General features: G+C 54.0%; 19 protein-coding genes. 7 read left to right on the plus strand and 12 right to left on the minus strand.

The features are described 5' to 3' along the window. The first annotated feature begins 88 nt into the window (after window positions 1-88). Window positions 89-421: a PTS lactose/cellobiose transporter subunit IIA gene (locus tag ACMV8I_RS13795; RefSeq protein WP_498865782.1), complete on the plus strand. Its 333-nt coding sequence runs from the start codon at window positions 89-91 to the stop codon at window positions 419-421. Between the two features lie 72 nt (window positions 422-493). Here ACMV8I_RS13795 and lysA read toward each other — a convergent pair whose 3' ends face one another. Continuing rightward, complete coding sequence (gene lysA, locus ACMV8I_RS13800) at window positions 494-1,756, minus strand: diaminopimelate decarboxylase (protein WP_498865783.1); 1,263 nt, start codon at window positions 1,754-1,756, stop codon at window positions 494-496. Window positions 1,757-1,894: 138 nt separating this feature from the next. Here lysA and ACMV8I_RS13805 point away from each other — a divergent pair, with 138 nt between their 5' ends. Next, on the plus strand, window positions 1,895-2,830 hold the full coding sequence (locus ACMV8I_RS13805) for a LysR family transcriptional regulator (protein WP_498865784.1): 936 nt from the start codon (window positions 1,895-1,897) through the stop codon (window positions 2,828-2,830). A gap of 75 nt (window positions 2,831-2,905) precedes the next feature. Here the strand turns inward: ACMV8I_RS13805 and ACMV8I_RS13810 are convergent, their stop codons facing one another. Together ACMV8I_RS13810 and ACMV8I_RS13815 are read right to left on the minus strand one after the other, a co-directional pair. Next, window positions 2,906-4,069 carry an MFS transporter gene (locus ACMV8I_RS13810; protein WP_498865785.1) on the minus strand — a complete coding sequence of 388 codons (1,164 nt, stop codon included), beginning with the start codon at window positions 4,067-4,069 and terminating at the stop codon, window positions 2,906-2,908. A 201-nt stretch (window positions 4,070-4,270) separates the two neighbouring features. Then, a complete protein-coding gene (locus tag ACMV8I_RS13815) occupies window positions 4,271-5,185 on the minus strand; it encodes a LysR family transcriptional regulator (RefSeq protein ID WP_498865786.1) in 915 nt (304 codons plus the stop codon). Window positions 5,186-5,312: 127 nt separating this feature from the next. On the opposite strand from ACMV8I_RS13815, the gene ACMV8I_RS13820 reads away from it, so the two are divergent. Continuing rightward, on the plus strand, window positions 5,313-6,182 hold the full coding sequence (locus tag ACMV8I_RS13820; protein ID WP_498865787.1) for an MBL fold metallo-hydrolase: 870 nt from the start codon (window positions 5,313-5,315) through the stop codon (window positions 6,180-6,182). A 92-nt stretch (window positions 6,183-6,274) separates the two neighbouring features. Here ACMV8I_RS13820 and ACMV8I_RS13825 read toward each other — a convergent pair whose 3' ends face one another. After that, a complete protein-coding gene (locus ACMV8I_RS13825; protein WP_498865788.1) occupies window positions 6,275-6,991 on the minus strand; it encodes a tetratricopeptide repeat protein in 717 nt (238 codons plus the stop codon). A 141-nt stretch (window positions 6,992-7,132) separates the two neighbouring features. Between ACMV8I_RS13825 and ACMV8I_RS13830 the strand changes: the two genes are divergently transcribed. Both ACMV8I_RS13830 and ACMV8I_RS13835 read left to right on the plus strand, forming a co-directional pair. Further along, window positions 7,133-8,872 carry an ABC transporter ATP-binding protein/permease gene (locus ACMV8I_RS13830; protein WP_498865789.1) on the plus strand — a complete coding sequence of 580 codons (1,740 nt, stop codon included), beginning with the start codon at window positions 7,133-7,135 and terminating at the stop codon, window positions 8,870-8,872. A gap of 145 nt (window positions 8,873-9,017) precedes the next feature. Continuing rightward, entirely contained in the window at window positions 9,018-9,770 is a 753-nt protein-coding gene (locus ACMV8I_RS13835; RefSeq protein ID WP_498865790.1) for a GntR family transcriptional regulator, read from the plus strand. A gap of 33 nt (window positions 9,771-9,803) precedes the next feature. Here the strand turns inward: ACMV8I_RS13835 and ACMV8I_RS13840 are convergent, their stop codons facing one another. The 7 genes from ACMV8I_RS13840 to ACMV8I_RS13870 form a co-directional block, all read right to left on the minus strand. After that, window positions 9,804-11,402 carry a PTS transporter subunit EIIC gene (locus ACMV8I_RS13840; RefSeq protein ID WP_498865791.1) on the minus strand — a complete coding sequence of 533 codons (1,599 nt, stop codon included), beginning with the start codon at window positions 11,400-11,402 and terminating at the stop codon, window positions 9,804-9,806. A gap of 192 nt (window positions 11,403-11,594) precedes the next feature. Next, the gene (locus ACMV8I_RS13845) at window positions 11,595-11,867 is read right to left on the minus strand and encodes a helix-turn-helix domain-containing protein (protein WP_498865792.1); all 273 of its coding nucleotides are present in this window, start codon (window positions 11,865-11,867) and stop codon (window positions 11,595-11,597) included. 554 nt (window positions 11,868-12,421) lie between these two features. Continuing rightward, window positions 12,422-12,784: an endonuclease domain-containing protein gene (locus ACMV8I_RS13850; protein WP_498865793.1), complete on the minus strand. Its 363-nt coding sequence runs from the start codon at window positions 12,782-12,784 to the stop codon at window positions 12,422-12,424. 187 nt (window positions 12,785-12,971) lie between these two features. After that, entirely contained in the window at window positions 12,972-14,378 is a 1,407-nt protein-coding gene (locus ACMV8I_RS13855) for an efflux transporter outer membrane subunit (protein ID WP_498865794.1), read from the minus strand. A gap of 55 nt (window positions 14,379-14,433) precedes the next feature. Next, window positions 14,434-17,559: an efflux RND transporter permease subunit gene (locus ACMV8I_RS13860; RefSeq protein WP_498865795.1), complete on the minus strand. Its 3,126-nt coding sequence runs from the start codon at window positions 17,557-17,559 to the stop codon at window positions 14,434-14,436. Then, window positions 17,560-20,799, minus strand: coding sequence for an efflux RND transporter permease subunit (locus tag ACMV8I_RS13865; protein ID WP_498865796.1), 3,240 nt, complete (start codon window positions 20,797-20,799; stop codon window positions 17,560-17,562). It lies immediately after the preceding gene. Continuing rightward, the gene (locus ACMV8I_RS13870) at window positions 20,796-22,091 is read right to left on the minus strand and encodes an MdtA/MuxA family multidrug efflux RND transporter periplasmic adaptor subunit (protein ID WP_498865797.1); all 1,296 of its coding nucleotides are present in this window, start codon (window positions 22,089-22,091) and stop codon (window positions 20,796-20,798) included. Before ACMV8I_RS13870 ends, ACMV8I_RS13865 begins: the two co-directional genes overlap by 4 nt. Before the next feature lie 386 nt (window positions 22,092-22,477). On the opposite strand from ACMV8I_RS13870, the gene ACMV8I_RS13875 reads away from it, so the two are divergent. Then, window positions 22,478-23,296, plus strand: a complete 819-nt coding sequence (locus ACMV8I_RS13875) for a gamma-glutamyl-gamma-aminobutyrate hydrolase family protein (RefSeq protein ID WP_498865798.1) — start codon at window positions 22,478-22,480, stop codon at window positions 23,294-23,296. Between the two features lie 125 nt (window positions 23,297-23,421). Here ACMV8I_RS13875 and ACMV8I_RS13880 read toward each other — a convergent pair whose 3' ends face one another. Beyond that, on the minus strand, window positions 23,422-23,838 hold the full coding sequence (locus ACMV8I_RS13880) for a DUF2000 domain-containing protein (protein WP_498865799.1): 417 nt from the start codon (window positions 23,836-23,838) through the stop codon (window positions 23,422-23,424). A gap of 133 nt (window positions 23,839-23,971) precedes the next feature. On the opposite strand from ACMV8I_RS13880, the gene ACMV8I_RS13885 reads away from it, so the two are divergent. Beyond that, the gene (locus ACMV8I_RS13885) at window positions 23,972-24,439 is read left to right on the plus strand and encodes an Lrp/AsnC family transcriptional regulator (RefSeq protein ID WP_498865800.1); all 468 of its coding nucleotides are present in this window, start codon (window positions 23,972-23,974) and stop codon (window positions 24,437-24,439) included. Window positions 24,440-24,513 lie beyond the last annotated feature (74 nt).

Consider the following 24,513-nt stretch of genomic DNA (forward strand, 5'->3'; position numbering starts at 1 on the left):
AATTTCTGTGACATCAATCTCACATGTGAATATTGGAATTCCAATATAATCATTTTCACTAACTTTGGTATACCAATTGGAGTTTAAGATGGAATTCGACCTCGAACAAACCGTGATGGAGTTATTGATCAACGCAGGCGAAGCGCGATCCAATGCCATGATGGCCATTCAGTGCGCACGTAAACAGGAGTGGGAGGAGGCAGACGCCATGCTTAAAGCCTCAGATGAAGCAGCACGCAAGGCGCATAAGGTACAAACCCAGTTGATTGGTCTCGATGAAGGAACGGGAAAGATCCCGGTGAACCTGATCATGGTGCATTCGCAGGATCATCTGATGACCGCCATGCTATGCCGGGATTTAGCCGGAGAAATTGTGTTGCTGCGCCGCGAAATGTTTGCGCAAAAAGAGTCGGCCAACTGAAATTACGCGAATCGGTCATACCGGGGCCGTTTGCCTGAGAAGGCAGAAAAGCGGCCCCTGAATACGTTACGATCACATCAGTTCGAGTGCCAGTAACTCTTCGATCGTCTGACGACGGCGTATCAAACGCGGTTCGCCGTTTTCAAACAGGATTTCCGGCAGCAGCGGACGGCTATTGTAGTTTGAGGACATAGATGCGCCATACGCACCGGTATCGTGGAACACCAGATAATCGCCGATATGCACTTCAGGCAGCGGAAACGTCTCGATACCGCCGCCTGCTTCCTGCGTAAACACATCACCGGATTCACACAAAGGGCCGGCTATCACCGAGTCGATCAGCGGCTGCGAGCTGAGGTCCCGGCCATCGGCCGGCAGCAGCGAAATGTGGTGATAACTGCCGTACATCGCCGGGCGCATCAAATCGTTAAAACCGGCATCGCACAGCACAAAGTGACGGCTTCCCATGTTTTTCGCCGCCCGCACCTGCGCCACCAACACACCCGCCTCGGCGACCAGGAAACGACCCGGTTCAATTTCCAGATGAACGTCATGCCCAAGGTGTGCGGCAATCTGTTCACGCGCACGGTTCCATAATCCATAATAATGCGCGGTATCTATGGCTTCTTCGCCGAAACGGTAGGGAATGGACAAGCCGCCACCGGCCGAAATAGCCTCAATATCGTGGCCAGTTTCAACCACCTGACGCACCATGGCATCGCACACCTGTTCAAGGTGCGCATAATCCACGCCGGAGCCGATATGCATATGAAGGCCAATCAGCTGCAGGTCATAACGCGCGATCTCGGCCAGCGCAGCGGGCAAATCGGCATACCAGATGCCGTGTTTGCTATTTTCACCGCCAGTATTGGTTTTCTGACTGTGACCATGACCGAAGCCCGGATTGACGCGCAGCCAAACCGGATGTCCCGCCTTCTGACGGCCAATCTGCCCCAACATGTCAATTGAACCGGCGTTGACCGGAATATCCAGCTCGGTCACCCGGTCCAGCGTCGGTTGATCCAGTACATCAGCGGTAAAGACTATCTCACTGGCGTCACGGCCCGGTTTAAAGCCCGCCAGCAGCGCACGTTCAATCTCGCCGAGCGACACGGAATCCACCTTCACACCCTGTTCACGCATCAGGCGCAGAATATGAATGTTTGAGCAGGCTTTCTGCGCAAAACGGATCACATCAAACTGGCGCAACTGCTCAATACGCTGGCTGATGATCTGCGCGTCATATGCCCAGACCGGGCAGCCAAATTGCTGCGTCAGAGCCAGAAGATTGGCGGAATTTAGCGCGGTGGAGGTGTCATTTAAGGCGCGTGGCATAAGAAGTCCTGAGATCTTTATAATGAAGTTAACCTGAGTATCGCCGATTGACACATTGCGGGAAAATATCTTTTTCGCACCAGTCTATTCATTTATGATATGGATATAACCCGTCAAGCATCCTCTGTGGAGAGTCTGATGCCCGCAATTTCCCTGCGCCATATCGAAATTTTTCACGCCGTGATGACCACCGGTAACCTGACCGAAGCGGCCGCGCTGCTCAACACCTCTCAGCCGACGGTAAGCCGCGAATTAGCACGCTGCGAAAAACTCTTGAATTTACAGCTATTTGAGCGACTGCGCGGCCGCCTCTTTCCGACCGTGCAGGGGCTGAGACTATTCGAGGAAGTGCAGCGCTCCTACTACGGTCTGGACCGTATCGTCAGCGCAGCGGAAGGCATCCGCCAGTTTGAACAGGCGCAGCTCTCCATCGCCTGCCTGCCGGTGTTCAGTCAATCCCTGCTGCCAGCAGTATGCAAACCTTTTCTGGACCGTTACCCTGACGTCAGTTTTAACATTGTGCCGCAGGAATCGCCGCTGCTGGAAGAGTGGCTGTCGGCCCAGCGCCACGATCTCGGGCTGACTGAAAATACCCATACGCCGGCCGGTACCGAGCGGCAACCGCTATTAACGCTTAATGAAGTGTGCGTATTGCCCGCCGGGCATGTGCTGGCAGCTAAAAAACGTCTGACACCAGAGGATTTTTCTGGCCACAATTTTATCAGCCTGTCGGCCACCGACAGCTACCGCCAACTTCTCGATTCGCTGTTCAATGAACATCGGGTCAACCGCCGTCTGGTGATGGAAACGCACAGTGCGGCGTCGGTATGCAGCATGGTGCGTGAAGGTGTCGGCGTATCGATAGTCAATCCGCTGACTGCGCTGGACTACGTCGGGAGAGGCAACAGCGACATGGCGGTACGGGAATTCAGTTTGCCGGTACCTTTCACGGTCAGTCTGGTCCGCCCGCTGCATCGGCCTGCATCGGCGCTGGTGACGACATTCATCGAACATTGCCATCAGCAGGCACAGCGGTTTGCACAGCGTCTGGAACAGGTGCTGGTGCAGCCCTAAAAACCGCTAAATAATCAGGGGCAGGTTCTCATCACACCGGCCCTTGGGCGTTTCAATATGCTGTTAACGGTAAAGTCAGACCGCGGATTTCTGCGCTTTTTTGGCTGCACGGCGGAAAGTCACAACACACAGCGCAAAACCCACCAGGCCAAGACCGGCGGCGGCCAGCGGGACGGCCGTCAGACCCAATCCCCTGGCAATCACTGCCCCACCGACCCAGGCGCCCAGTGCATTACCCACGTTAAACGCCGCAATGTTAAGGGTAGAAACCAGATTTGGCGCGTTTTTGCCGTAAGTCACCACGTTAATCTGCAACGCCGGCACGGCGGCAAAGCTGCACATAGCCCAAAAGAACAGCGTCACTTCAGCGGCCAGCAGATTCGTGCTGGTCCAGCTGAACAGCGCAGAGAACACCGCGATCAGCAAAAAAATCAGCGTCAGGGTGATGCCCAGTCGCCAGTCGGCCAGACGCCCACCGACCACATTACCTATCGTCAGGCCAAGACCAATCAACAGCAGCGTCCAACTGACGCCATGCTCAGAAACGCCGGTAATTTCAGTCAGCACCGGCGCTATGTAGGTGAACAATGCAAACATTGCTGCGGCGAAAAACACCGTGATCGACAGTGACAACCAGAGGCCCAGGCCGCGCAGCGCGCGCATCTCTTTGCGTAAGTCGGTCGGTTCTTCATCTTTCTTATCCGGCAGATTTTTATACAGCGCAAACAACGCCGCAACGCCGATAAGCGCGACGGCCCAGAAAGTGGAACGCCAGCCCAGAACCTGGCCGAGCGCGGTGCCGAGAGGGACACCCAAGACGTTCGCCAGCGTCAGGCCAGTGAACATCAGCGCCACGGCAGAAGCCCGGCGGTTAGGTGCCACCAAATTGGCGGCCACCACGGCACCGATGCCGAAGAAGGCACCGTGGCAAAGCGCTGTGATCACCCGCGCCAGCATCAGGAAGCCGTAGCTGTAAGACAGGGCACACATCAGGTTACCGAAGATGAAGATCACCATCAGTAACAGCAGGGTTTTCTTGCGCGGTAATTTCGCGGTCAGTACCGCCATGATCGGCGCACCGATTGCCACACCCAGCGCATATCCGCTGATAAGCCAGCCCGCCAGTGGAATGCTGACCTGTAAATCGTTCGCCACATTGGGCAACAACCCCATGATGACAAATTCGGTTGTGCCGATGGCAAACGCGCTGAGCGCCAGTGCCAGAAGTGAAACAGGCATAGAATTCCCCGTTGGTTTATTTATTATTCAGAACAATGTTGCATAGCGGCACAGAAATACCACGCAGATCACACTTTTGACCAGTTTTGACCGGTGACGATGGCACGAATTGACATGAAACTAAAATTAACTGCATGATTTTTATATATTAAAAAACGCTCATAATGATTTCAAAAATAGCACTGACAACGTTTTTCCGGGCTATTTTTCAGTACTCAGTGACAACCAGCGTGGATGCCCCGCGAACCACGCTACCAGGAAGTCCAACAACGCCCGCAGCGCAGCGGGCATTTGCCGACGGGACGCATAAATCGCATAGATCCCCATGTTTTGCGGTTGCCACTGCGGCAGCAGCATCACTAACTGTCCGCTGGCGACCAGCGGCGCGGCAGAGTAATAGGGCTGCATCACAATGCCTGCACCTTCCACTGCACCGGTCAGTAGCACCAACGATTCATTGGCGCTGAGATTGCCGCTCACGGGCACCGCCGTTTTCTCGCCATCGCGCTCAAACTGCCACAGACTTTTGCCGAAATAGCTGTACGTCAGGCAGTTGTGCAATGCTAAATCCTGAGGTTTTTGCGGCGTACCCTGCGCTGCCAGATAGGCCGGTGCAGCACAGACGACTGACGGACACTGCGCCAGCGGGCGGGCTATCAGATTGGGATCAAGATCGTTGGTGATGCGCAGCGCCAGATCGATGCGATCTTCCACCAGATTGATCGCCCGGCTCTCCAGTTGCAGATCTACGTTGACCTGCGGATGACGGCGCAGAAACTCGGCCACGGCGATCACCACCGCACCTTGGCCAAAAGATTGCGAACAACTCAGGCGAAGTGATCCGTGCAGGGCATCGTCCTGACTTTCCCCGACGCTAACCATCTCCGCCGCCACCGCCAGCATTTTACGACAGCGTGCCAGGGTGTTTTCACCGGCATCCGTTAAACTCAATTTGCGGGTCGAGCGGTGCAGCAGCCGCGCGCCTGACCATTTTTCCATTTCAGATAAATAGCGCGTCACCATCGCCCGCGACATATTCAGTGACTCAGCGGCACTGACCATACTTCCACGTTCGACAATGGCGACAAAAACTTCAGCAGCAGTCACTCTGTCCATGTATTCGTCCGATTTGTGCAACAAACAGTTGTGTATTATCCGGTTTTTCTCACGCTTTATGCAACGTAGAGTATGTACTTACCAAAGGTTATTATTTTTACTTCGTTATCGTCTCTGAGGAACGCTTATGCGCCTGAACAAATTAGCCCTGACCGCCGCGTTATTACTTGGCACCAGTCTGTCCACCCATGCCGCCGATTTAAAAATGGAAGTCTACAATCCGGGCAAGAACGGCATCTTCCCGGTGTCATCTGAAATCATTACCGGCGAAAAAGACGCGGTATTAATCGACGCGCAGTTCCAGCGTAACGACGCTGAAAAATTGGTTGAGAAAATTAAAGCCAGCGGCAAAAACCTGACCACGGTGTATATCAGCCAGTCAGACCCTGATTACTACTTCGGCCTGGATGTGATCCACGCGGCTTTCCCGAAGGCTAAGATCCTTGCCACTCAGGCTACTGTCGATGAGATCAACGCCACCAAACAAGGCAAAATGGCCTTTTGGGGCCCGCAGTTAAAAGACAATGCGCCGAAAGCGGTGATTGTCCCGGAAGCGCTGAAAGGCAACAGTTTTGAGCTGGAAGGCAAGAAGTTTGAAGTGAAGGGCCAGGTCGCTGACCGTACCTTCGTGTGGATCCCATCGCTGAAAGCGGTGGTAGGTGGCGTGCTGGTCGATGGCAATAACATGCATCTGTGGGTTGCCGACAACCAGACGGTTGAATCTCGCCAACAGTGGGTTGCAGCACTGGATCAGATTGCCGCGCTAAAACCGTCCACCGTCGTGCCGGGCCACTTTCTGCCAGGCGCACCGCATACGTTGGAGTCAGTTAAATTCACCAAAGATTATCTTTTGACGCTGGAAAAAGAGCTGCCAAAGGCCAAAGACTCCACCGCCCTCATCGCCGCGATGAAAGGTCATTACTCGCAGTTAAAGGATGATTCATCTCTGGTAATGAGCGCCAAAGTATTGAAGGGAGAAATGAAGTGGCCACAGTAAGCCTTCGATTCTGATTATTGCTGTTATAGAGCCGCTTAACCCTCCGCGACGAGGTGGAGGCTTAAGCGGGACTAAGGGAAAATATCAGAGATTTATGGCGACACTCTCACGAAAGGTCCCTCGGCCTGCACATTCATGCCGAAACCGCAGTCCCCTGTCGTATGCAGATTGACCTGTTCGGCCGCGAAATCCATGCTGACCAAACATTGCCCGCCACTCGCACTCTGGTCGTCAGCTTCGCGATATACCGCTTTGCCCTCTTTCACCGTAGTCACCACAGAGAACTCACCGGTGTTCGGACCGTAATAGAGTGACATCAGTCCCATATACATTCCGCTGAAATCAATTCTAAATTGAGCCTCTTCGGCTTTAACGTCGACTTCGTTCCAATTGCCGAAACCCGCATATTGCCAATACTCACCGGCAACGCTAGGGACTGCTGGCTGGGCATCCAGCTTCGGTTTAATCTGGCTGAGATTGTATTGGGATTTCTTATTATCCGGCGCCAGCATCAGCCAGGCTTTGGCTTTGCGATACTGCTCCTGACGAATATAGGTCAGCGCAATGTTGTTATAAGCAGTGGCGATACTCTCCTGCGGTTTGTGGCAGAACTCACTCCACGCCACCTGATCGCGAAAGACCTCACGGGCTTTGTCGTATTCGCCCTGCTGATAGGCCACTTTTCCGGCGGAAGCATAAATTCCGGCTTTCAAACAGTCGCCATTGATGTCGGGTTCATCGATCTTCGCCAATGCCTGAAGACTCACTGACCAACCCGCCACCAGCAGTAAACTCAATGCCACTTTCATCAAAAACCCTTTTATTAGCGCGGGATTGAACTTTACCGCGTGAAAAACATCCTTACATGTGTGCGATTGCCCTCTCGCACTGGGTCGCTCATTCTGGGATGATGATTCATTCTCCATTTAACTCTTTGAAACACGGCAACTATGACTAATAAACCTGGGAAATCGGCACCGTGGCGTGCCGTTTGGCAACTCATTAAGCCTTATTGGCTCTCTGAAGAAAAATGGCGTGCATGGGGCATGTTGACCACTATCGTTATCCTTTCGCTGGCTAGCGTCTACCTCAGCGTCCTGTTAAATGAATGGAGCCGGGTGTTTTATGATGCTCTGCAAAACAGAAACTATCCGATATTCAAAGCCCAGTTGTTTAAATTTACCTGGCTGGCACTGATCTTTATCGTCATTGCCATCTATAAAGTCTATCTGACACAAGGCCTGCAAATGAGCTGGCGGCGCTGGATGACTGAAGAGTATATGGACAAGTGGCTGGGCAATCACGCCTATTATTACACGGAGTATCAACATCAGGTTGATAACCCGGACCAACGTATATCCGACGATCTCAACGCGCTGACCAGCGGTACGCTGTCGCTGGTGCTGGGGCTGTTATCGAGCGTAGTCACGCTGTTCTCCTTCGTGTTTATTTTGTGGTCAATCAGCGGCCCGCTGACCTTTGCCATCTCTTCGCATGAGATAACCATTCCCGGCTATATGCTGTGGTTCGCTTTGCTGTATGCCATTGTCGGCTCAGTCATTGTCTGGTGGGTGGGTAAACCGTTGGTTCGCCTTGGATTTAACCAAGAGTGGTTCGAAGCCAACTTCCGTTTCGGCCTGATCCGTGTTCGGGAAAACAGCGATGCGATTGCACTTTATCACGGTGAGAAAAGCGAGCGCGAGCAGCTGTCCGGCAAGTTTGATTCGATAAAGACCAACTGGTGGTCGATTATGAAGGTCACCCGTAGTCTCAACGTCGCATCAACCTTCTACGCCCAGTTCGCCAATATATTCCCTATTCTGGTGGCCTCTCCGCGCTATTTCTCCGGCGCGATTCAGATGGGCGCACTGATGCAAATTGCCTCAGCTTTCGGGCAGGTACAGGGTTCGCTCTCCTGGTTTATCAATGCATTTACCGATCTCGCGAGCTGGAAAGCCTGCGTCAACCGTCTGGCTGGTTTCAATGCGGCCATCGAGCAGGTTAACGCGCAACCCCGCGGTATCAGCGTGCTTGAATCAGAGAAGGTCGATCTGCAACTCGACGATCTCACCCTGAAACTCCCCAATGGTAGCCCGCTATTTTGCAACGTTTCCGCCAGCCTTAAGGCCGGTGAACGCGTGCTGATTGCCGGTCCTTCAGGGTGCGGTAAATCCACGCTACTGCGCGCCATTGCCGGAATATGGCCCTACGGCGCAGGACGCATTCATCTTGCCGCCGGTAAAAGTCATCTTTTCCTGCCGCAACGCAGCTACATCCCGATTGGCACTCTGCGCGAAGCGCTGAGCTACCCAGATTCCAGTCGCGACTACACTGATGACCAGCTTAACAAGGTGCTTGAGCAGTGTTGTCTGCCGCATCTGCAAAGTGTGCTGGATGATTACGCCAACTGGAGCCAGCGCCTGTCGCCAGGCGAACAACAGCGCCTCTCGTTCGCTCGAGCGCTGCTTATTCAGCCGGCTATTTTGTTCCTTGACGAAGCCACCAGCGCGCTGGATGACGAAACCGAGCAACGGATGTACAGCCTGCTGGTCAGCGAATTGCCTGAAACTTCGGTGATAAGCGTGGCGCACCGTAACAGCGTGGCGAAATATCACCAGCATTGCTGGCGCTTCAAAAGCCAGGAAGAGGGCGGCAGCCAATTCTCCTCATCGGCGTTACTGCCTGAGTAAATACCGCTAACCAAACCCCGACCGGGGTTTGGTTGTTTTCATTTTCGTTCCTGCCATAAAACCCATCCCAGCGCACAAATTTTCGCTTTTAATTTGTTCAAATGTATACCCCACTATACAATTTACGCTGACAATCGGAGGCCTGATGAAAATCGACAAAACCTCGTTCATACCACTTTATCTACAGATAGAACAACAGCTTACTGAAAAGATCAATACCGGTGAGTTCCAGCCGGGAGATCCTATTCCAACCGAAGCCGCGCTATGCGAAATTTATGGTGTTTCTCGTATGACGGCACGTAAAGCGGTGGACTATCTGGTACGTCAGGGGCAGGTGGAGCGTTTTCGTGGCCGGGGTACTTTTGTGGTCAAAAAAAGTAAAATCAGCAAAGTTAATCTTCCTCTGGATCGTCATCTCACCGCCAGTGAACTGGCCATCGAAATCAACCAACCGATAGAAAACCGCGTGTTGGAGTTCAAACAAATCGCCGCAGACGCCGATATCTCTGCTGCGCTGAATGTGCCAGTGGGTACCTCGCTGTATTTTATGGTCAGGTTACGCTTACTCGGTCAGGAACCTTTTGTGTACGAACAGTGCTGGCTGCTGGCGGATATGTTCCCGGACATGACCCGCCAGGCACTGACCACATCAAAATACGCTTATCTGCGCTCGAAAGGTTATGACCCACTGGGCAGTAATAAGCAGATATCGGCCGAATTGCCGTCGAATAAAATTCGTCTGGCGCTGAATCTTTCGCGTGATGAGCCGGTGTTACATTCCCGCGCCGTGGCGGAATTCACTGATGGCACGCTGTTTGAAGTCTCTGACGTCTATTACAACCAGCAGCACTACAATTTCAGTATCCGTGCCATCGTCAAACGTAAGGACCAGGAGTGACCTGAGGGCCAAACCTGGTTGTAGGCAGAAGCGTTAAGCAATGCCGGAAAGTTGTGCTTTGACCAGATTAGCCACCTGTTCAACCTGCGGGCCGTAAATCACATGCACATCATTTTCCGTCACCCGTTTCACCCCCATCGCCCCCGTTTTCAACAGGGTATCATCCTGAATCTGCGTCATATCTTTAACCTTCACCCGTAAACGGGTAAAGCAGCAGTCGACCTGTGTAATATTACCCTCCCCGCCCAGGCCGATAATAATATTTTGGGTCTTCTCGTTACCTTGCGCAGGTGCGGCGCGCTCATCGGCATCGTTTTCATCCTCTCGCCCCGGCGTTTTGATCCGCATACGCAGGATCACCCAGCGGAAACTGAAGTAATAGAGCGGTGCATAAATGAACCCGAGGATCAACGGATACCACCAGTGAGTTTTCGCCCCGCCCAGCACGCCGAAGATCAGGAAGTCGATCGCCCCGCCCTGCACATTACCAATCATCACATGCATCATCTGCATCAGCACAAATGAGATACCGGTCAGCACGGCATGCATGACATACAGCAGCGGTGAGACAAAGATGAAACAGAACTCCAGTGGTTCGGTAATACCTGTGGTGAAAGAGGCCAACGCACCCGCCAGCATCAGCGCTTTGACACGCCCTTTATGCTCCGGGCGAGCACAGTGATACATCGCCAGCGCAGCGGCAGGCAGCCCAAACATCATCACCGGAATTTTGCCCTGCGCCAGAAAACGAGTGGCCTGCTGAGTCACCTGATCGCTTATCGCGCCAGGATCGGCCAGCGAGGCGTTAAAAATATTCAGGGCACCAACAATGGTCTGATTATCTATCGTGGTGACACCACCAATCGGCGTAAAGCGCACGGTCTCATTAATGATGTGATGCAGGCCGGTCGGGATCAGCAGCCGTTCAGAAGTGGCATAAATAAAAGTGCCGATCTCTCCGGTGCGGCCAATCAACTCACCGACCCATTGAATTCCCTGCGCAACCGTCGGCCAGATAAGTGACATCAGGACCCCGACAATCGGCAGTACTAATATGGTAATAATCGGCACAAAACGCCGTCCGCCGAAGAAGGCGATCGCGGTCGGCAGCACAATGGTATAGAAGCGGTTGTGCAGCCACATGGTGATCAACCCCACCAACACCCCGCCCAGCACACTCATGTTATAAGTGAAAATACCCAGCGTATTGGTGAACTCCGCCGCATAGATCATCGCATCACTTTCAGTCATGCCTTTGGCAGTAAGTTTGGCGATGGTGATGGTCTCTGGCGTGATGTTCTGCGCCAGCAGACTGTAATTAACCCCAACGTGAAGACCGACAAAACCAATCACTGCGGAAAAAGCGGCCGTCGCCTTCTCCGCATTCGCCAGCCCCATCGCCGTGGCTACTGCAAAAAACAGCGGTAAGTTGGCAAACAGCGTACCTGAAACCTGGCGGATAAAACCGATAATCAGTTGCAGGGATTTTATTTGTGCGAAGGACTCACCGGTTACTGCCGGGTTTTGTAAGGCCGCAGCCAGCCCGAGAAAAATCCCCGCCGCAGCGATCACCGAAATCGGCGTCATCAGCGCTTTACCCAGATCGTGGATTTTGCTGCCTAATTTCATCATCCGTTTTCCCTCAGTCAATTGGCAAAAAAGCGCCGTTAATTGAGTAAAGTCATTGAATGTATAGTTGTATAGACATAGAGGTCAAGAGTATGAAAGGGATCACAGTTTGGTGGGTATTCATGGCTGGAATTTTTGATGTGATGGAAAATGCCAACTGCCGTCGGCATTTGTGTTGCTGGCTTATAGCAAAGCTTATACCGCTACACTTTTTCTGCGCATAACCTTCACCACCCGCTCACCTTGCGCATCAAAATAGCGGCTCGGCCATATCACGGCTGGGTTCACGTCCAGCGCTTCGGCAATAATCTTCTCCCCTTTCGGCCATGGACGGGAAAGCGCATTCGCCAATGTCGAAGAACTCAGCCCCGCTGCGCGCGAAACCGCCGCCAGCGTAGTACCACGCTTACGCAGTGAGGCAATGATATCGGCCTGATGCCAGTCGGTACGTGAGAGTTTAGTTTTCATAAAGCATCCTTTCCTGTGAATAATGAATACGCCTGCCAGGAAGAGTAAACCATCAGAAAAATAATCCCAAAACGGGATAAACCAAAGGAATGGAGATGAGATAATATGAAATATTATGTTGGTAAATAGCCAAATAAATCCCAAAGAAAATTTATTTTCTGTTTAGATGGAAGTTGTCCGGTTTAAAAGGATGTATTGGGATTCAAGTAAATAAGTTGAGTATCTGAATGGTAAACTCCCGCCAAGAGATGTCGCGAAAGTAGGTAAGCGCTAACGTTATATTCCTAAAACCCACACCCCATCCCCGCCTTCCCCTCGTGAGAGGGGAAGGAGCAGACCGAGCTGCTTTCAGGTTTGGCTTTTAGCTCCTCCCCTGTCAAGGGGAGGCTGGGAGGGGGTTTGGCTGGCGACTGAGTACCTGAAACCCACACCCCATCCCTACCTTCCCCTCGTGAGAGGGGAAGGAGCCGACCGAGCTGCTTTCAGGTTTGGTTTTTAGCCCCTCCACCTGCCAAGGGGGAGGCGGGGAGGGGGTTTGGCTGGCGACTCCAGGCTTACAGTAAAACTTTCAGACTCTCAATTTTATTCTGCAAATACATAAGAACGGCTGGAAGATCCCGCATGACCTGAAGGTTTGTAAAGCGTACAACCGTCATCCCTGAATCCTGCAAAAAACGAGTTCGCAGTTCATCAGCCCGAATTCCTTGCACGCTAAAATGGCTTTCACCATCAAGCTCAATAATTAGCCCAACTTCTGGCGCGTAGAAATCAACAATATAATTCCCAACACCGTGCTGGCGGCGGAATTTTACGCCCAGCGCTTTCCCCCGAACAGCCTGCCATAAAACAAACTCTGGGTGAGTCAGATTTCCTCTGAGTTTTTGACGTAGTTCTTTATGTTTTGAAGCATTAAACATGTTTATCACCACGCAGCCATGAATATCCCTTCTCAGTAGAATGGACTGTTCAGAGCATATCTTTGCGCAGAGTGACGACAAGCTTGCAGAGCGATTTATGCGGTAAATCTTCCAGAATTTCTATGGGATTATCTCTACACCAAAGACACATAAACCTGTCTCTGGTGTAGAGATAATGCAGGTGCATTTACTCCCCGACGTCTCCGTTCCATCCGCCGCCAAGTGCGGCGATCAGTTTGACGCTGGTGACCATCTGGGTGCTGAGCAACGACAGCACATTTTGCTGCTGAGAGAGGCTGGTGTTTTCTGTGCTGGCGACGTCGAGATAATCGATCATCCCCGCCTGATATTGATTGTAGGTAACGCGGGCTGACTCTTTGGCAGCGTCGGCGGCGCGTTGCTGGGCCAGGGTTTGTGCATCAAGGGTATGCAACTCAACCAGATAATCTTCGACTTCCTGCAAGGCACTGAGCACGCTCTGCCGATAGGCGGCAACCTGTGCATCATAGGCCGCCTCAGACTGGGCCACTTTGCTACGTGTCGCGCCAAAATCCAGCACGGTCTGGCTCAGTTCCGGCCCCAACGACCAGACCCTGTTCGGCAGGGAGAACAGATTATGAAAAGCATTACTGGCGAAACCGCCGCTGGCACTCAACGTCAGGTCCGGATAATAAGCGGCAGTTGCCACGCCAACCGCCGCATTGGCCGAAGCCATGGTGCGTTCAGCCGCTGCAATGTCAGGGCGACGCTGTAGCAATTGCGACGGCAATCCCGGCGGAATCGACGGTAAAGTGAATTTGATCTCGCGCGCTGTCAGGGTGAACTGCGCAGGAGGCTTGCCCATTAACACCGCAATGGCGTGCTCCATCTGTGCGCGCTGCCACTGTATCTGCAACGCCGAGGCGCGGGCGCTTTCCAACTGGGTTTGCGCCTGCGCCAACGTGGCCCGCGATGTATTCCCACCGGTATATTGATTCTGAATAATGGTCTGATAACGCTCATAGGCCGCAATACTGCGGTTATACAGCGCAATTTGTTGGTCCATCACACGCAGCTGGAAATAATCCTGCGCCAGTTCAGACTGCGCGCTGAGCGTGGCGTCAGCAAGATCGGCCTTACTGGCCTGTGCGCTGGCCTTGTCCTCTTCCACCGTGCGGCGTAATTTGCCCCATAAATCAAGCTCCCAACTGGCACTGAGTTGCGCCGATTGTTGCTTAGTGATCGCCGAAGAGGTACCGCTGCGGGTGCTGCCCACGGTGGCATCAGCGGACGGATACAGACCGGATCGCGCCTCTGTCACCAGCGCCTGCGCCTGCCGGTACTGTGCGGCATATTGTGCGACATTTTGGTTGGAAATCTGCACCTGACTCAACAAAGACGACAGCTCCGGGTCCTGATACACCGTCCACCAATCACCCTTGGTGTGATTGTCCTGCGGTACCGCCGCAGTCCAACCTTTGGCTTCTTTAAATTCCAGCGAAAGCGGAGCCGATGGCCGCTGATAATCAGGGCCGACGGTACAGGCACTGATCAGCAATGCAAACGCCAGAGGTGCCAAGCGGAATAGAACGGAACGGGTGTTAGCGGATGTCATCAGAATCTTTTCGCTTTTCAAAGAATGAGTCATAAATTTCTTAGTCATGAAGAGACTAGTCATGTAAATCAGCCTGTGGTGATGACGCATGAGGGCGCAGACGATGCCAGAAACGGCGCGTCGCGCGGCTCGACCGGTCCATATACAGATAGACCACCGGCGTGGTGAACAGGGTCAATATCTGGCTCAATGCCAGCCCACCAGCAATGGCCAGTCCCAGCGGGCTGCGCAGGTCAGCGTCGCCGCCGCTGCCAAGTGCCAGCGGTAAAGCGCCGAAGAACGCGGCCAGCGTGGTCATCAGGATCGGGCGGAAACGCATCAGGCAGGCCTGCGTGATCGCCTGCTGCGGTGACAGTCCAAGGCGGCGTTCGGCGTCGAGCGCGAAGTCGATCATCATGATCGCATTCTTCTTCACAATGCCAATCAACAGCAAAATCCCGATCAGCGCGATCACCGTCAGTTGCGTACCGGTCATTAACATCAGCAATAACGCACCAAGCCCGGCGGACGGCAACGTGGAGAGAATCGTCAGCGGATGAATATAGCTTTCATATAAGACGCCGAGCACGATATACACCGCCGCCAGCGCCGCCAGAATCAGCCACGGCATCATGCTAACCGAGGAGCCAAACGCCTGCGCGGTACCGGCAAATCCGGCCTGAATGGTGTCAGGCAGACCAATTTGCGCCATCGCGGTTTTAATCAAACCCTGCGCGTCGCCAAGTGCTACTCCGTCAGCCAGATTAAAGGCCAGCGTAGTGGTGGCCGATTGCCCCTGATGCGCCACAGACAGCGGCGCGTTGGCTCCGCTAAATTGGGCAAAGGCCGAGAGCGGCACCTGATTGCCGGAGTCAGTAATAACATACAGCTGATTGAGCACGTCAGGATTGCTGGTGTAGTCGTCCGTCAGACCCATCACCACGTGATACTGGTTAAGCGTTTTGTAGATGGTCGCGATTTGCCGCTGACTAAAGGCATTGTTCAACAACGTGTCGATCATCTTAATATTGACGCCAAGACGCGAAGCCTTATCGCGGTCAATCGTCAGCATCACTTCCTGCCCACCGGTCTGCGAGTCAGTATCTACGCCAGTCAGCTGCGGCAGTTTCTCGAACGCGGCTTTCACTTTCGGCGCCCATTCGCGCAACAGCGATAAGTCATCCGCCTGTAAGCTGTACTGATATTGCGCATTGGCGCTGCGTGCGCCGACGCGTAAGTCCTGCGCCGCCATCAGGAACAGCTGTGCCCCGGCCAGCTTGCTGGTTTTCTCCATCAGCCGGTTAACCACTTCATTAGCGTTAGCGGTACGCTGTTTGTAATCTTTTAACCGTACGAAGAACGTCGCGGTATTGCGTGACCCGAACCCGCCGCTGCCCGCCGAACTCATCACCGCATCAACAGCCGGATCGTCCTGGATAATTTTACTGTATTCCAGCACCTTGGGCTGAATCGACTGGAAGGACGTGTTCTGATCGGCGCGCATCATGCCCATTAGCATGCCGGTGTCCTGATTGGGGAAGAAGCCTTTTTCCACCACGGTATAAAGGTAGACGTTGAGAATGATGGTCAGCAGCAGGCCAAACATGGTGATCAGTTGATGGCGCATTACCCAGCCCAGCGCGGCGGCATACGCTGCCAGCAGGCGGTTCAGCGCATTCTCAATAATGCGGTAAATACGCGGTTGGCGTTTTTCCACCGCCGGTTTGCGGCGCAGAAAACGGGCGCATAGCATCGGCGTCAGGCTGAGCGACACCAGCATGGAGATGATCAGCGACACGGTCAGCGTCACTGCGAACTCGCGAAACAGCCGTCCGAGCAGGCCGTCCATCAGCAGCAGCGGAATGAAGACGGCAACCAGTGAGAGCGTCATCGACAGCACGGTAAAGCTGACTTCTTGCGCCCCTTTAATGGCGGCACGCACCGGCCCCAGTCCCTCCTCAATGTGGCGGGTGATATTTTCCAGCACCACAATGGCGTCATCGACCACAAAGCCGGTGGCGATGATCAGTGCCATCAGCGACAGGTTATCCAGGCTGTATCCCAGCAGGTACATCACCGAGCAGGTGCCGATGAGCGACACTGGCAATGCCAGCGCAGGAATGATCACCGCTTGTAAATTGCGCAGGAAAACAAATACTACCGCGATAACCAACACCGTGGCTTCAAGCAGCGTCACTTCGGTGGCACGCAGCGAACCGGAAATAGTACCAGAACGGTCGAGCGCGATGTGTAGCGCCACGTCGCCCGGCAAGCTCTCTTCCATCTGGGGCAACGCGCTTTTGATGGCACGAATGGTCTCCAGCATGTTGGCACCTGCCTGACGGGTAACACCAATCATCACCGACGGCGTACTGTTGTAGTAGCCAACGTTGTATTTATCTTCCACAGAATCATACACATTGGCGATGTCGCTCAGGCGAATTGCCGCGCCGTTAATGTAAGTCACAATCAGCGTTTTGTACTGGGCTGCCGTGCTTTGCTGACCATTGCCTTCAATCATCCAGGACTGTCCGGAACCTTGTAAAATACCCTTCGGCAGATTGGTGGTGCTGTTAGCAATCGCGGACCGGATAGTGTCGAGTGAGATGCCATACTGGCTGACGGCTTCCGGGCGAAGATCGATACGCACGCCAGGCAGCGCAGAGCCGACCAGCGATACCTGGCCGACACCGTCAACCTGAGCAATTTTCTGCTGCAGTTGGCTTGAAGCAATATCGTACAGCTCGCCTTTGCTGCGCGTGGCCGAGGTGAGCGCCAACATGATGATCGGCGCGTCCGACGGGTTAGCTTTACGGTAGGTTGGCAACGACGGCATGCTGCTTGGCAACAGAGCCCGCGAGGCGTTAATTGCCGCCTGTACATCACGCGCAGCGCCGTTGATCTCACGGTCGAGATCAAACTGCAATATCACGGTGGTTTTGCTCTGCGAACTGCTGGACGTCATTTCGCTGACGCCGGCAATCTGCCCTAAAGCGCGTTCAAGCGGCGTCGCCACCGTAGCGGCCATGGTTTCCGGGCTGGCACCAGGCAGGCTGGCGCTGACCATGATCACCGGCAGATCCACCTGCGGCAACGGTGCAACCGGCAGCAGGCGGTAACCGAGCAGGCCCAGCAGCACAATGGCACCGGTCAGCAGCAGCGTCGCCACCGGGCGGAAGATGAAAAAGCGCGAGATGTTCATCTATTGATTACCGGCCGATTGCTGACGGTCCTGTTTTTTTTCAGCCTGAAGCGCACGCTTTCTTTTCAGACGCGGATTCCAGCGGGTCGCCAGGCGATCAAACATCAGGTAAATCACCGGCGTAGAGAACAACGTCAGTAACTGACTGAAGATCAGGCCGCCGACAATCACCAGCCCCAGCGGCTGGCGCAGTTCCGCACCGGATCCGCTGGCCAGCATCAACGGCAACGCACCGAGTAGTGCCGCCATAGTGGTCATCAGGATCGGCCGAAAACGCAGTAAACAGGCCTGATGGATCGCCTCCCGCGGCGACATGCCGTGTTTGTTTTCGGCCTCGAGCGCAAAGTCGATCATCATGATGGCGTTTTTCTTGACGATGCCGATCAGCAGGATCACACCGATAAGCGCAATCAGACTGAACTCGGTATTGGCGAACAACAAGGTGAGCAGTGCGCCCACCGCCGCCGACGGCAGCGTCGAGAGGATTGTCACCGGATGAATAAAGCTTTCATACAGAATACCGAGCACCACGTACATGGTCAGTAATGCGGCGAGGATCAGCCACAGCGTATTCCCGGTAGCGCTTTCAAAGGATGATGCCGCCCCCTGATAACGCAGAGTAATACTGTCCGGCAGGGAAAGATCCGCCACGCTTTGTTTGATGGTCGCCTGCGCCTGCTCCAGCGAATAACCGTCTTTGAGGTTGAAAGAGACGGTCACCGCCGGGAACTGATTGAGACGTGCCTGCAACAATGCACCGGTGCGCAGATGTATTTTGGCAATCGACGTCAGTTTTACCATGCCCGCCGTCGAATTGCTGGACGTGTTGCTGGCGGAAGTGCTGGTGGTGGAACCCGACGCGCTCGTGGTGGAAGTACTGTTTGCATCCGACGATGAAGAGGCGTCAGTGTTGCTGGTCGCCAGATAGATATCCTCAAACGAGGCCGGAGACTGCTGGAACTGCGGCGCAACTTCGAGCACCACCCGGTATTGGTTTGACTGAGTAAAAATGGTGGAAACCAGCCGCTGGCCAAAAGCATTATACAGCGCGGTATCGACGTCAGAAGCGGTAATACCAAAACGCGCAGCGGCATCGCGGTCCAATTCAACGTAGGCCACCTGCCCCTGATTTTGCAGGTTGCTGACCACATCGCTGAACTCCGGCTGCTGACTCAGTTTCTCAATCAGTTTCGGCGTCCAGGTGACCAGATTTTCGCTGTCGGCATCGTCGAGCGTGAACTGGTACTGGCTTGGCGTAACCTGGTCATCGACCGTGAGATCCTGCGAAGACTGCATATACAGCTCAATCCCTGGCACCGAAGCTGTTTCCTGCTTAAGACGAGCAATGATCGCGGGAGCACGTTCGTCACGCTGAGCAAAAGACTTCAGGTTAATTTGCAGCCGCCCGCTGTTCAGGCTGGTGTTGTTACCGTCCACGCCAATGGTCGAAGATACGCTGTCAACTGCCGGATCCTGTAAAATGGCGGCGGTTAGCAACTGCTGGCGGCGGCCCATTTCGCCGAAGGAGACATCCTGTGACGCCTGCGTGATCCCCTGAATCATCCCGGTATCCTGCGACGGGAAGAAGCCTTTCGGCACAATCACATACAGCAATGCGGTGAACACCAGCGTAGCGGCGGCCACCAGCAAGGTCAGACGTTGATGATTAAGCACCACGATCAGCATACGGTCATAGCCGGCAATCAGCTTGTCGAATAGCTGCCCGCCTTTACGGTAAAAACGGCTCTGTTTCTCTTCGGGAATATGGCGCAGTAAATAGGCGCACAGCATCGGCGTCAGGGTTAGCGAAACCACCATCGACACCAGAATCGACACCGCCAGCGTAATAGCAAACTCGCGGAATAACCGCCCCACCACGTCGCCCATAAACAGTAGCGGGATCAGCACGGCGATCAGCGAGAACGTCAGGGAAATGATGGTAAAACCGATCTGCGCCGAGCCTTTCAGCGCCGCCTGCATCGGCGTTTCGCCTTCTTCCAGCCGCCGCGTAATGTTCTCCACTACCACGATGGCGTCATCAATAACAAAGCCGGTCGCAACGGTCAGCGCCATCAGCGACAGATTGTTCAGGCTAAATCCGCACAGGTACATCACGCCGAATGTGCCAACCAGCGAAAGGGGCACAGCGACGCTCGGAATGAGGGTCGCCGCGACGTTGCGCAGGAACAGGAAAGTGACCATCACCACCAGCGCAATCGACAGCATCAGTTCAAACTGTACGTCACTGATGGAGGCGCGGATGGTCTGGGTACGGTCAGACAAAATCGTGACGTTGACCGAGTCCGGTAGCGCTTCCTGCAATTTCGGCAACTGCTGTTTAATGGCATCCACCACCGAAATCACGTTGGCTCCCGGCTGGCGCTGTACGCTGATGATGATCGCCGGTTGTTTATTGGCCCACGCCGACAGGTACTGATTCTCCGGCGCTTCGGAAAGTGTGGCGATGTCGCGCAAACGCAGCGCCGCACCGTTCTGATAAGTGATAATCAGATTGCCGTACTCAGCAGCGGTGCGCAGTTGATCGTTGGCATCGATGGTGACCGAATGATATTTGCCGTCAAAGCCGCCTTTGGAGCCGTTGACGTTGCTGTTGCCAATCAGCGTGTTGATATCTTCCAGCGTCAGGCTGTGTGCCGCCAGCGCGCGCGGATTGACCTGTACCCGAACGGCTGGCTGATTACCGCCCGCCAGCGTCACCATACCGACGCCGGAGATTTGCGACAGCTTCAGCGCCACGCGGGTATTCACCAAATCCTGCACTTTCGTCAGCGGCAGTGATTCAGAGGTCACGGCCAGCGTCAGCACTGCACTGTCGGCCGGGTTGACCTTTTTGTAGGTCGGCGGATTGGGCAGGTCTTTCGGCAGCAGGCTGTCGGCGGCATTAATGGCCGCCTGCACTTCCTGCTCAGCGACGTCCAGCGAGAGATCTAACGAGAATTTAAGCGTGATGATCGATGAACCGCTGGCGCTGGAGGAGTACATCTGACTCAGGCCCGCCATTTGCCCCAATTGGCGCTCAAGCGGCGCCGTAATGCCCGACGCCATAACGTCCGGGCTGGCGCCTGGATAGAGCGTAGTCACCTGTATCGTCGGATAATCCACCTGCGGCAGCGCCGAGGTAGAAAGCATGTTGTAGGCAAAAATGCCCGACAGCAGCACCGCAACCATCAGCAAAATGGTGGCGACCGGCCTTTGTATAAAGAGGCGTGAAGGATTCATTTCGACCCGCTGTCTTTACCGGTGGTGGTGTTTCCGGCGGTGGCATTACTGACAGAGGGTTCTTTCGGCGCTGCGGCTTCACCGGCGGCGCTGGCGGTGACAACCTGCACTTTGCTGCCATTGTTCAGGCGGTCAATACCGGTGGTGACCACCTGTTCGCCCGGTACAATACCGGACAGCACGACAACTTTGTTATCGCCGAAAGGTGGGCCTGATTTCACCTGGCGTCGCTCGACCGTGCTATCGGCCTTCACCACGTAGACAAAATCTCCCGCAGCACTCAGCTGTAAAGAGGCAGCCGGGATCACGGTGGTCTTCTCCAGAGTCCCCACCTGTAAACGGGCATTCACAAACTGGTTCGGATAGAGCTTTTCATCATGGTTATCGAACAGCGCTTTCAGCTTAATGCTACCGGTGCTGGTGTCGATTTCGTTACTGATAAATTGCAGTTTGCCTTGTCCAAGCACGCCGCTGCCATCCTGATCAAAGGCAGTGGTCGGCAGCTGTTGGCCGCCGCGCAATGCTTTGAGCAGAGTTTGCACGTTACTTTGCGGCACGCTGAACGTGACGGCAATTGGCTGAGTTTGGGTGATGGTGACGATGCCGGTCGTCGAGCTGCTGCTCACCATATTGCCCGGGTCAACCAGACGCAAACCGACATGCCCGCTAACCGGCGCGGTGATTTTGGCAAATTCCAGATTCAGTTTTGCAGCGGCAATCTGTGCCTGATCGGCCTTCACGGCACCGGCGTACTGGCCGGCGGTCGCCATCTGACTTTCCAGATCCTGACGCGCCAGAGAGTCCTGCGCGTAGAGTTTTTTGTAGCGGGCCAGCGTGAGCTCGGCGCTTTTGGCCAGTGCCTGATTCTGCGCTAAATCACCCTGATACTGCTCCAGCGTTGCCTGATAACTGCGCGGATCAATCTGCGCCAACAGTTGACCTTGCTCCACTTTCTGGCCTTCGGTGAAATAGACTTTCATCAGTTGCCCGTCAACCCGGCTGGTGACCGTCACCGTCGCATTGGCCACAACCGTACCCAGCGCTCGCAAAAATACGGGCACATCGGCCTGCTCGGCTTTTCCCGCCTGCACCGGCGTTGAGCCGCCGGTCATCGCAGCACCGTTCATTCCTCCGCGCATTCCGCCACGTCCTGGCCCGCCATTTTTCCCGGCAGTGGTTGACGAACTGTGATGGAAGGCAAAATACCAGACCAAAATAGCCGCGATGATCACAGCAATGACAAACCACAATCTTGTGCGGCGTTGAGAGCGGGAAGAGGCATTTGGCAGCATAAATTTCTTGGTTTCGCAGTAAAAATGAGGATAAAACAGCTGAATTAGGTCCTTCAACCAGAAGGATACATTATCGCGAAAATAGCCGCGGGCTGTTTTTAGGACAACGTAAAGATTACGTTAGCAATTGATTTCATATGTTTCTCACGACTGTATGAATTCTAACAGCTAATTGGGTAAGTGGGGGGTCTGTACTGCCTGATGATAGGACAACCTTGTAATAGGGTGCGCGAACTCCCGCAAACACCCGATTACAGTGGTAAATTCTAAATACCTCTCCCATTGATGATTTGTATTGTTTCTGCCCCCGGCCTGTTGATATGTTGAGATAAAGTCTTTTTCTTCTCGTTTCTCTTTGAGCTAACTTCGGGGCGCGGCAGATTATTATGGGCACAAAATTTCATTCTAAACCGGTGATTGGGGTGACGCTGGATAGTGAAGAGAGTGGCGGGTACTCAGATTCCCCATGGTATGCATTGCGCCAGAATTACCTGGACACTCTGGCAGGGCTGGGTGCCGTACCGCTGGCGCTGCCCCATTACGGCGAGCTGGCTGAAGAGTATCTCTCGTTATGCGATGCCATTGTGGTGACCGGCGGTGCCTTTGACGTTCCACCTTCGTTGTTCAACGAACGGCAATCGAGCGAGCACATTCGCCTGAAACCGGCACGCACTGAATTTGAAACTGCCATTGTGCAGGGCGCTATGCGCCGTAATATGCCGCTGCTCGGCATCTGTGGTGGTCAGCAACTGCTGGCGGTACTTACCGGCGGCACACTGCATCAGCACATCCCCGATGCACTTCCCCACGCACTCGAACACAGCACCACGGTCGATACTGAAAATGCCGGTGGCAAAAAACGCGCGCGTCATGAAGTAGAAATCTTTGTGGGCACCCTGCTCAGCCGCTGTGTTGATTCATTACGTTATGAGGTCAACAGCTCCCACCATCAGGCCGTGAAAACGGTGGGCGATGGCTGCCGCATTAATGCCGTCGCGCCGGATGGCGTTATCGAAGGCATAGAATGTGACGGTTATGATTTTTGTCTTGGCGTGCAATGGCACCCGGAATATTTCCAACATCAACAGGATAAAAAACTGCTCGCGGCCTTTGTCAGCGCAGCAGCCCATTATCAGCAAACCATGCGCAGCAGCGGACAGGCCATGGCACAGGCGATGAATCGCTTAGGCAATGACAACAAATGAATGCAGTAAACCAGCCACCGAGTGGCTGACCACGCGTACCAACGCGTTTTTAAGTACAGTGCTTTACTCTCTACGGGGCGCATTCCTCGCCCCGTCATGCATTAACGACGGTTTTTCCACCTCTTTCAGCGCAATAACTTCAACGCACCGGTCAGCGACTTCACCCATTTCTCCTGGCCACACAGCGCCAAACCATCCAACGTTTCCGTGGCTAAATCCCGCTGCGGGAAAGCCTGTTCATACTCTTCAAAACTGTGCATTGAGCGGGCAAATGCCGGAAACGGCACCACGGCTTTTTCAGCGTCTGACGCCAACGCTTTGAGTAGCAGTTCGCGCATTTGCTCCGCGCTGGCTTGCAGGATCGGCACAGGCAGTTTTGAACTCACATCCAACGTTCTGCCCTGCGAATCAGACAGCTGACTGGCGGCGAGTTGCGGAAACTTAGCGGCCAGACCGATGCCCAGTGCGCTGGCAGTATTGGCGATCAGGCCAAGAGGAAGTTCAGGGTTAACGATAATCGCAAGGCGAAGTGAAGTGCTCAAGAGGAGATCCTTTCAGGGACGAATAAGTACCTGTGATCATAGCGACAGACAGCAGGTAAGTGCTTTCTTTCTACACACATTTCGCGTTATTTTTGGTAATATATTTCTAAAATAAGCCATTAATGAGGAAATCATGTCAAATACTGAATTAACATCGGCAGACCTGCGTATTTTGCGTCAACTTCAACACACTGGACGGATCACCAATCAGGATCTGGCGGATAAAGTCGGCATGGCCACCTCGCCCTGCTGGCGCCGGGTGAAACAACTGGAAGAGAGTGGCGTGATCACCGGATATCAGGCCAGGATTGATCGCAAGAAAATTGGGCTGGGGATCCTGGCGTTTATTCGGGTGAAAATCGACAGCCATAACGAGGAGGAGGCACAACGCTTCGAGCAACAGGTCGGCGAATTAAAACCAGTGATCGCCTGTTACGCCGTCGCCGGAGATGCCGATTTTATGTTGCAGGTGGTCGCAGAGGATCTCGACAGCTTTTCAACGTTTGCTATGGAAGTAGTCCGCCGCCTGCCTGGCATTAAAGAGATGCAAACCACCTTCGTACTGCGCGAAGTCAAACCGCTGGACGTGCTGCCGTTGTGAGGTTGGCGGCTCCAATATTGCTGTGGCAGCGTGAGTATTCGCACTTTAGTACAGCGATTCTATGGCATAAGATA

This window comes from Ewingella sp. S1.OA.A_B6, assembly GCF_049889095.1.
In the GTDB taxonomy this organism is placed as follows: domain Bacteria; phylum Pseudomonadota; class Gammaproteobacteria; order Enterobacterales; family Enterobacteriaceae; genus Ewingella.

Coding starts and splice junctions, on each gene's coding strand:
- ACMV8I_RS13865 (WP_498865796.1), bottom strand. CDS start 20,799: ATGAATCCTTCACGCCTCTTTATACAAAGGCCGGTCGCCACCATTTTG.
- ACMV8I_RS13885 (WP_498865800.1), top strand. CDS start 23,972: ATGTCAAATACTGAATTAACATCGGCAGACCTGCGTATTTTGCGTCAA.
- ACMV8I_RS13870 (WP_498865797.1), bottom strand. CDS start 22,091: ATGCTGCCAAATGCCTCTTCCCGCTCTCAACGCCGCACAAGATTGTGG.
- ACMV8I_RS13795 (WP_498865782.1), top strand. CDS start 89: ATGGAATTCGACCTCGAACAAACCGTGATGGAGTTATTGATCAACGCA.
- ACMV8I_RS13835 (WP_498865790.1), top strand. CDS start 9,018: ATGAAAATCGACAAAACCTCGTTCATACCACTTTATCTACAGATAGAA.
- ACMV8I_RS13875 (WP_498865798.1), top strand. CDS start 22,478: ATGGGCACAAAATTTCATTCTAAACCGGTGATTGGGGTGACGCTGGAT.
- ACMV8I_RS13805 (WP_498865784.1), top strand. CDS start 1,895: ATGCCCGCAATTTCCCTGCGCCATATCGAAATTTTTCACGCCGTGATG.
- ACMV8I_RS13820 (WP_498865787.1), top strand. CDS start 5,313: ATGCGCCTGAACAAATTAGCCCTGACCGCCGCGTTATTACTTGGCACC.
- ACMV8I_RS13855 (WP_498865794.1), bottom strand. CDS start 14,378: ATGACATCCGCTAACACCCGTTCCGTTCTATTCCGCTTGGCACCTCTG.
- ACMV8I_RS13840 (WP_498865791.1), bottom strand. CDS start 11,402: ATGATGAAATTAGGCAGCAAAATCCACGATCTGGGTAAAGCGCTGATG.
- ACMV8I_RS13825 (WP_498865788.1), bottom strand. CDS start 6,991: ATGAAAGTGGCATTGAGTTTACTGCTGGTGGCGGGTTGGTCAGTGAGT.
- ACMV8I_RS13860 (WP_498865795.1), bottom strand. CDS start 17,559: ATGAACATCTCGCGCTTTTTCATCTTCCGCCCGGTGGCGACGCTGCTG.
- ACMV8I_RS13810 (WP_498865785.1), bottom strand. CDS start 4,069: ATGCCTGTTTCACTTCTGGCACTGGCGCTCAGCGCGTTTGCCATCGGC.
- ACMV8I_RS13850 (WP_498865793.1), bottom strand. CDS start 12,784: ATGTTTAATGCTTCAAAACATAAAGAACTACGTCAAAAACTCAGAGGA.
- ACMV8I_RS13830 (WP_498865789.1), top strand. CDS start 7,133: ATGACTAATAAACCTGGGAAATCGGCACCGTGGCGTGCCGTTTGGCAA.
- lysA (WP_498865783.1), bottom strand. CDS start 1,756: ATGCCACGCGCCTTAAATGACACCTCCACCGCGCTAAATTCCGCCAAT.
- ACMV8I_RS13815 (WP_498865786.1), bottom strand. CDS start 5,185: ATGGACAGAGTGACTGCTGCTGAAGTTTTTGTCGCCATTGTCGAACGT.
- ACMV8I_RS13845 (WP_498865792.1), bottom strand. CDS start 11,867: ATGAAAACTAAACTCTCACGTACCGACTGGCATCAGGCCGATATCATT.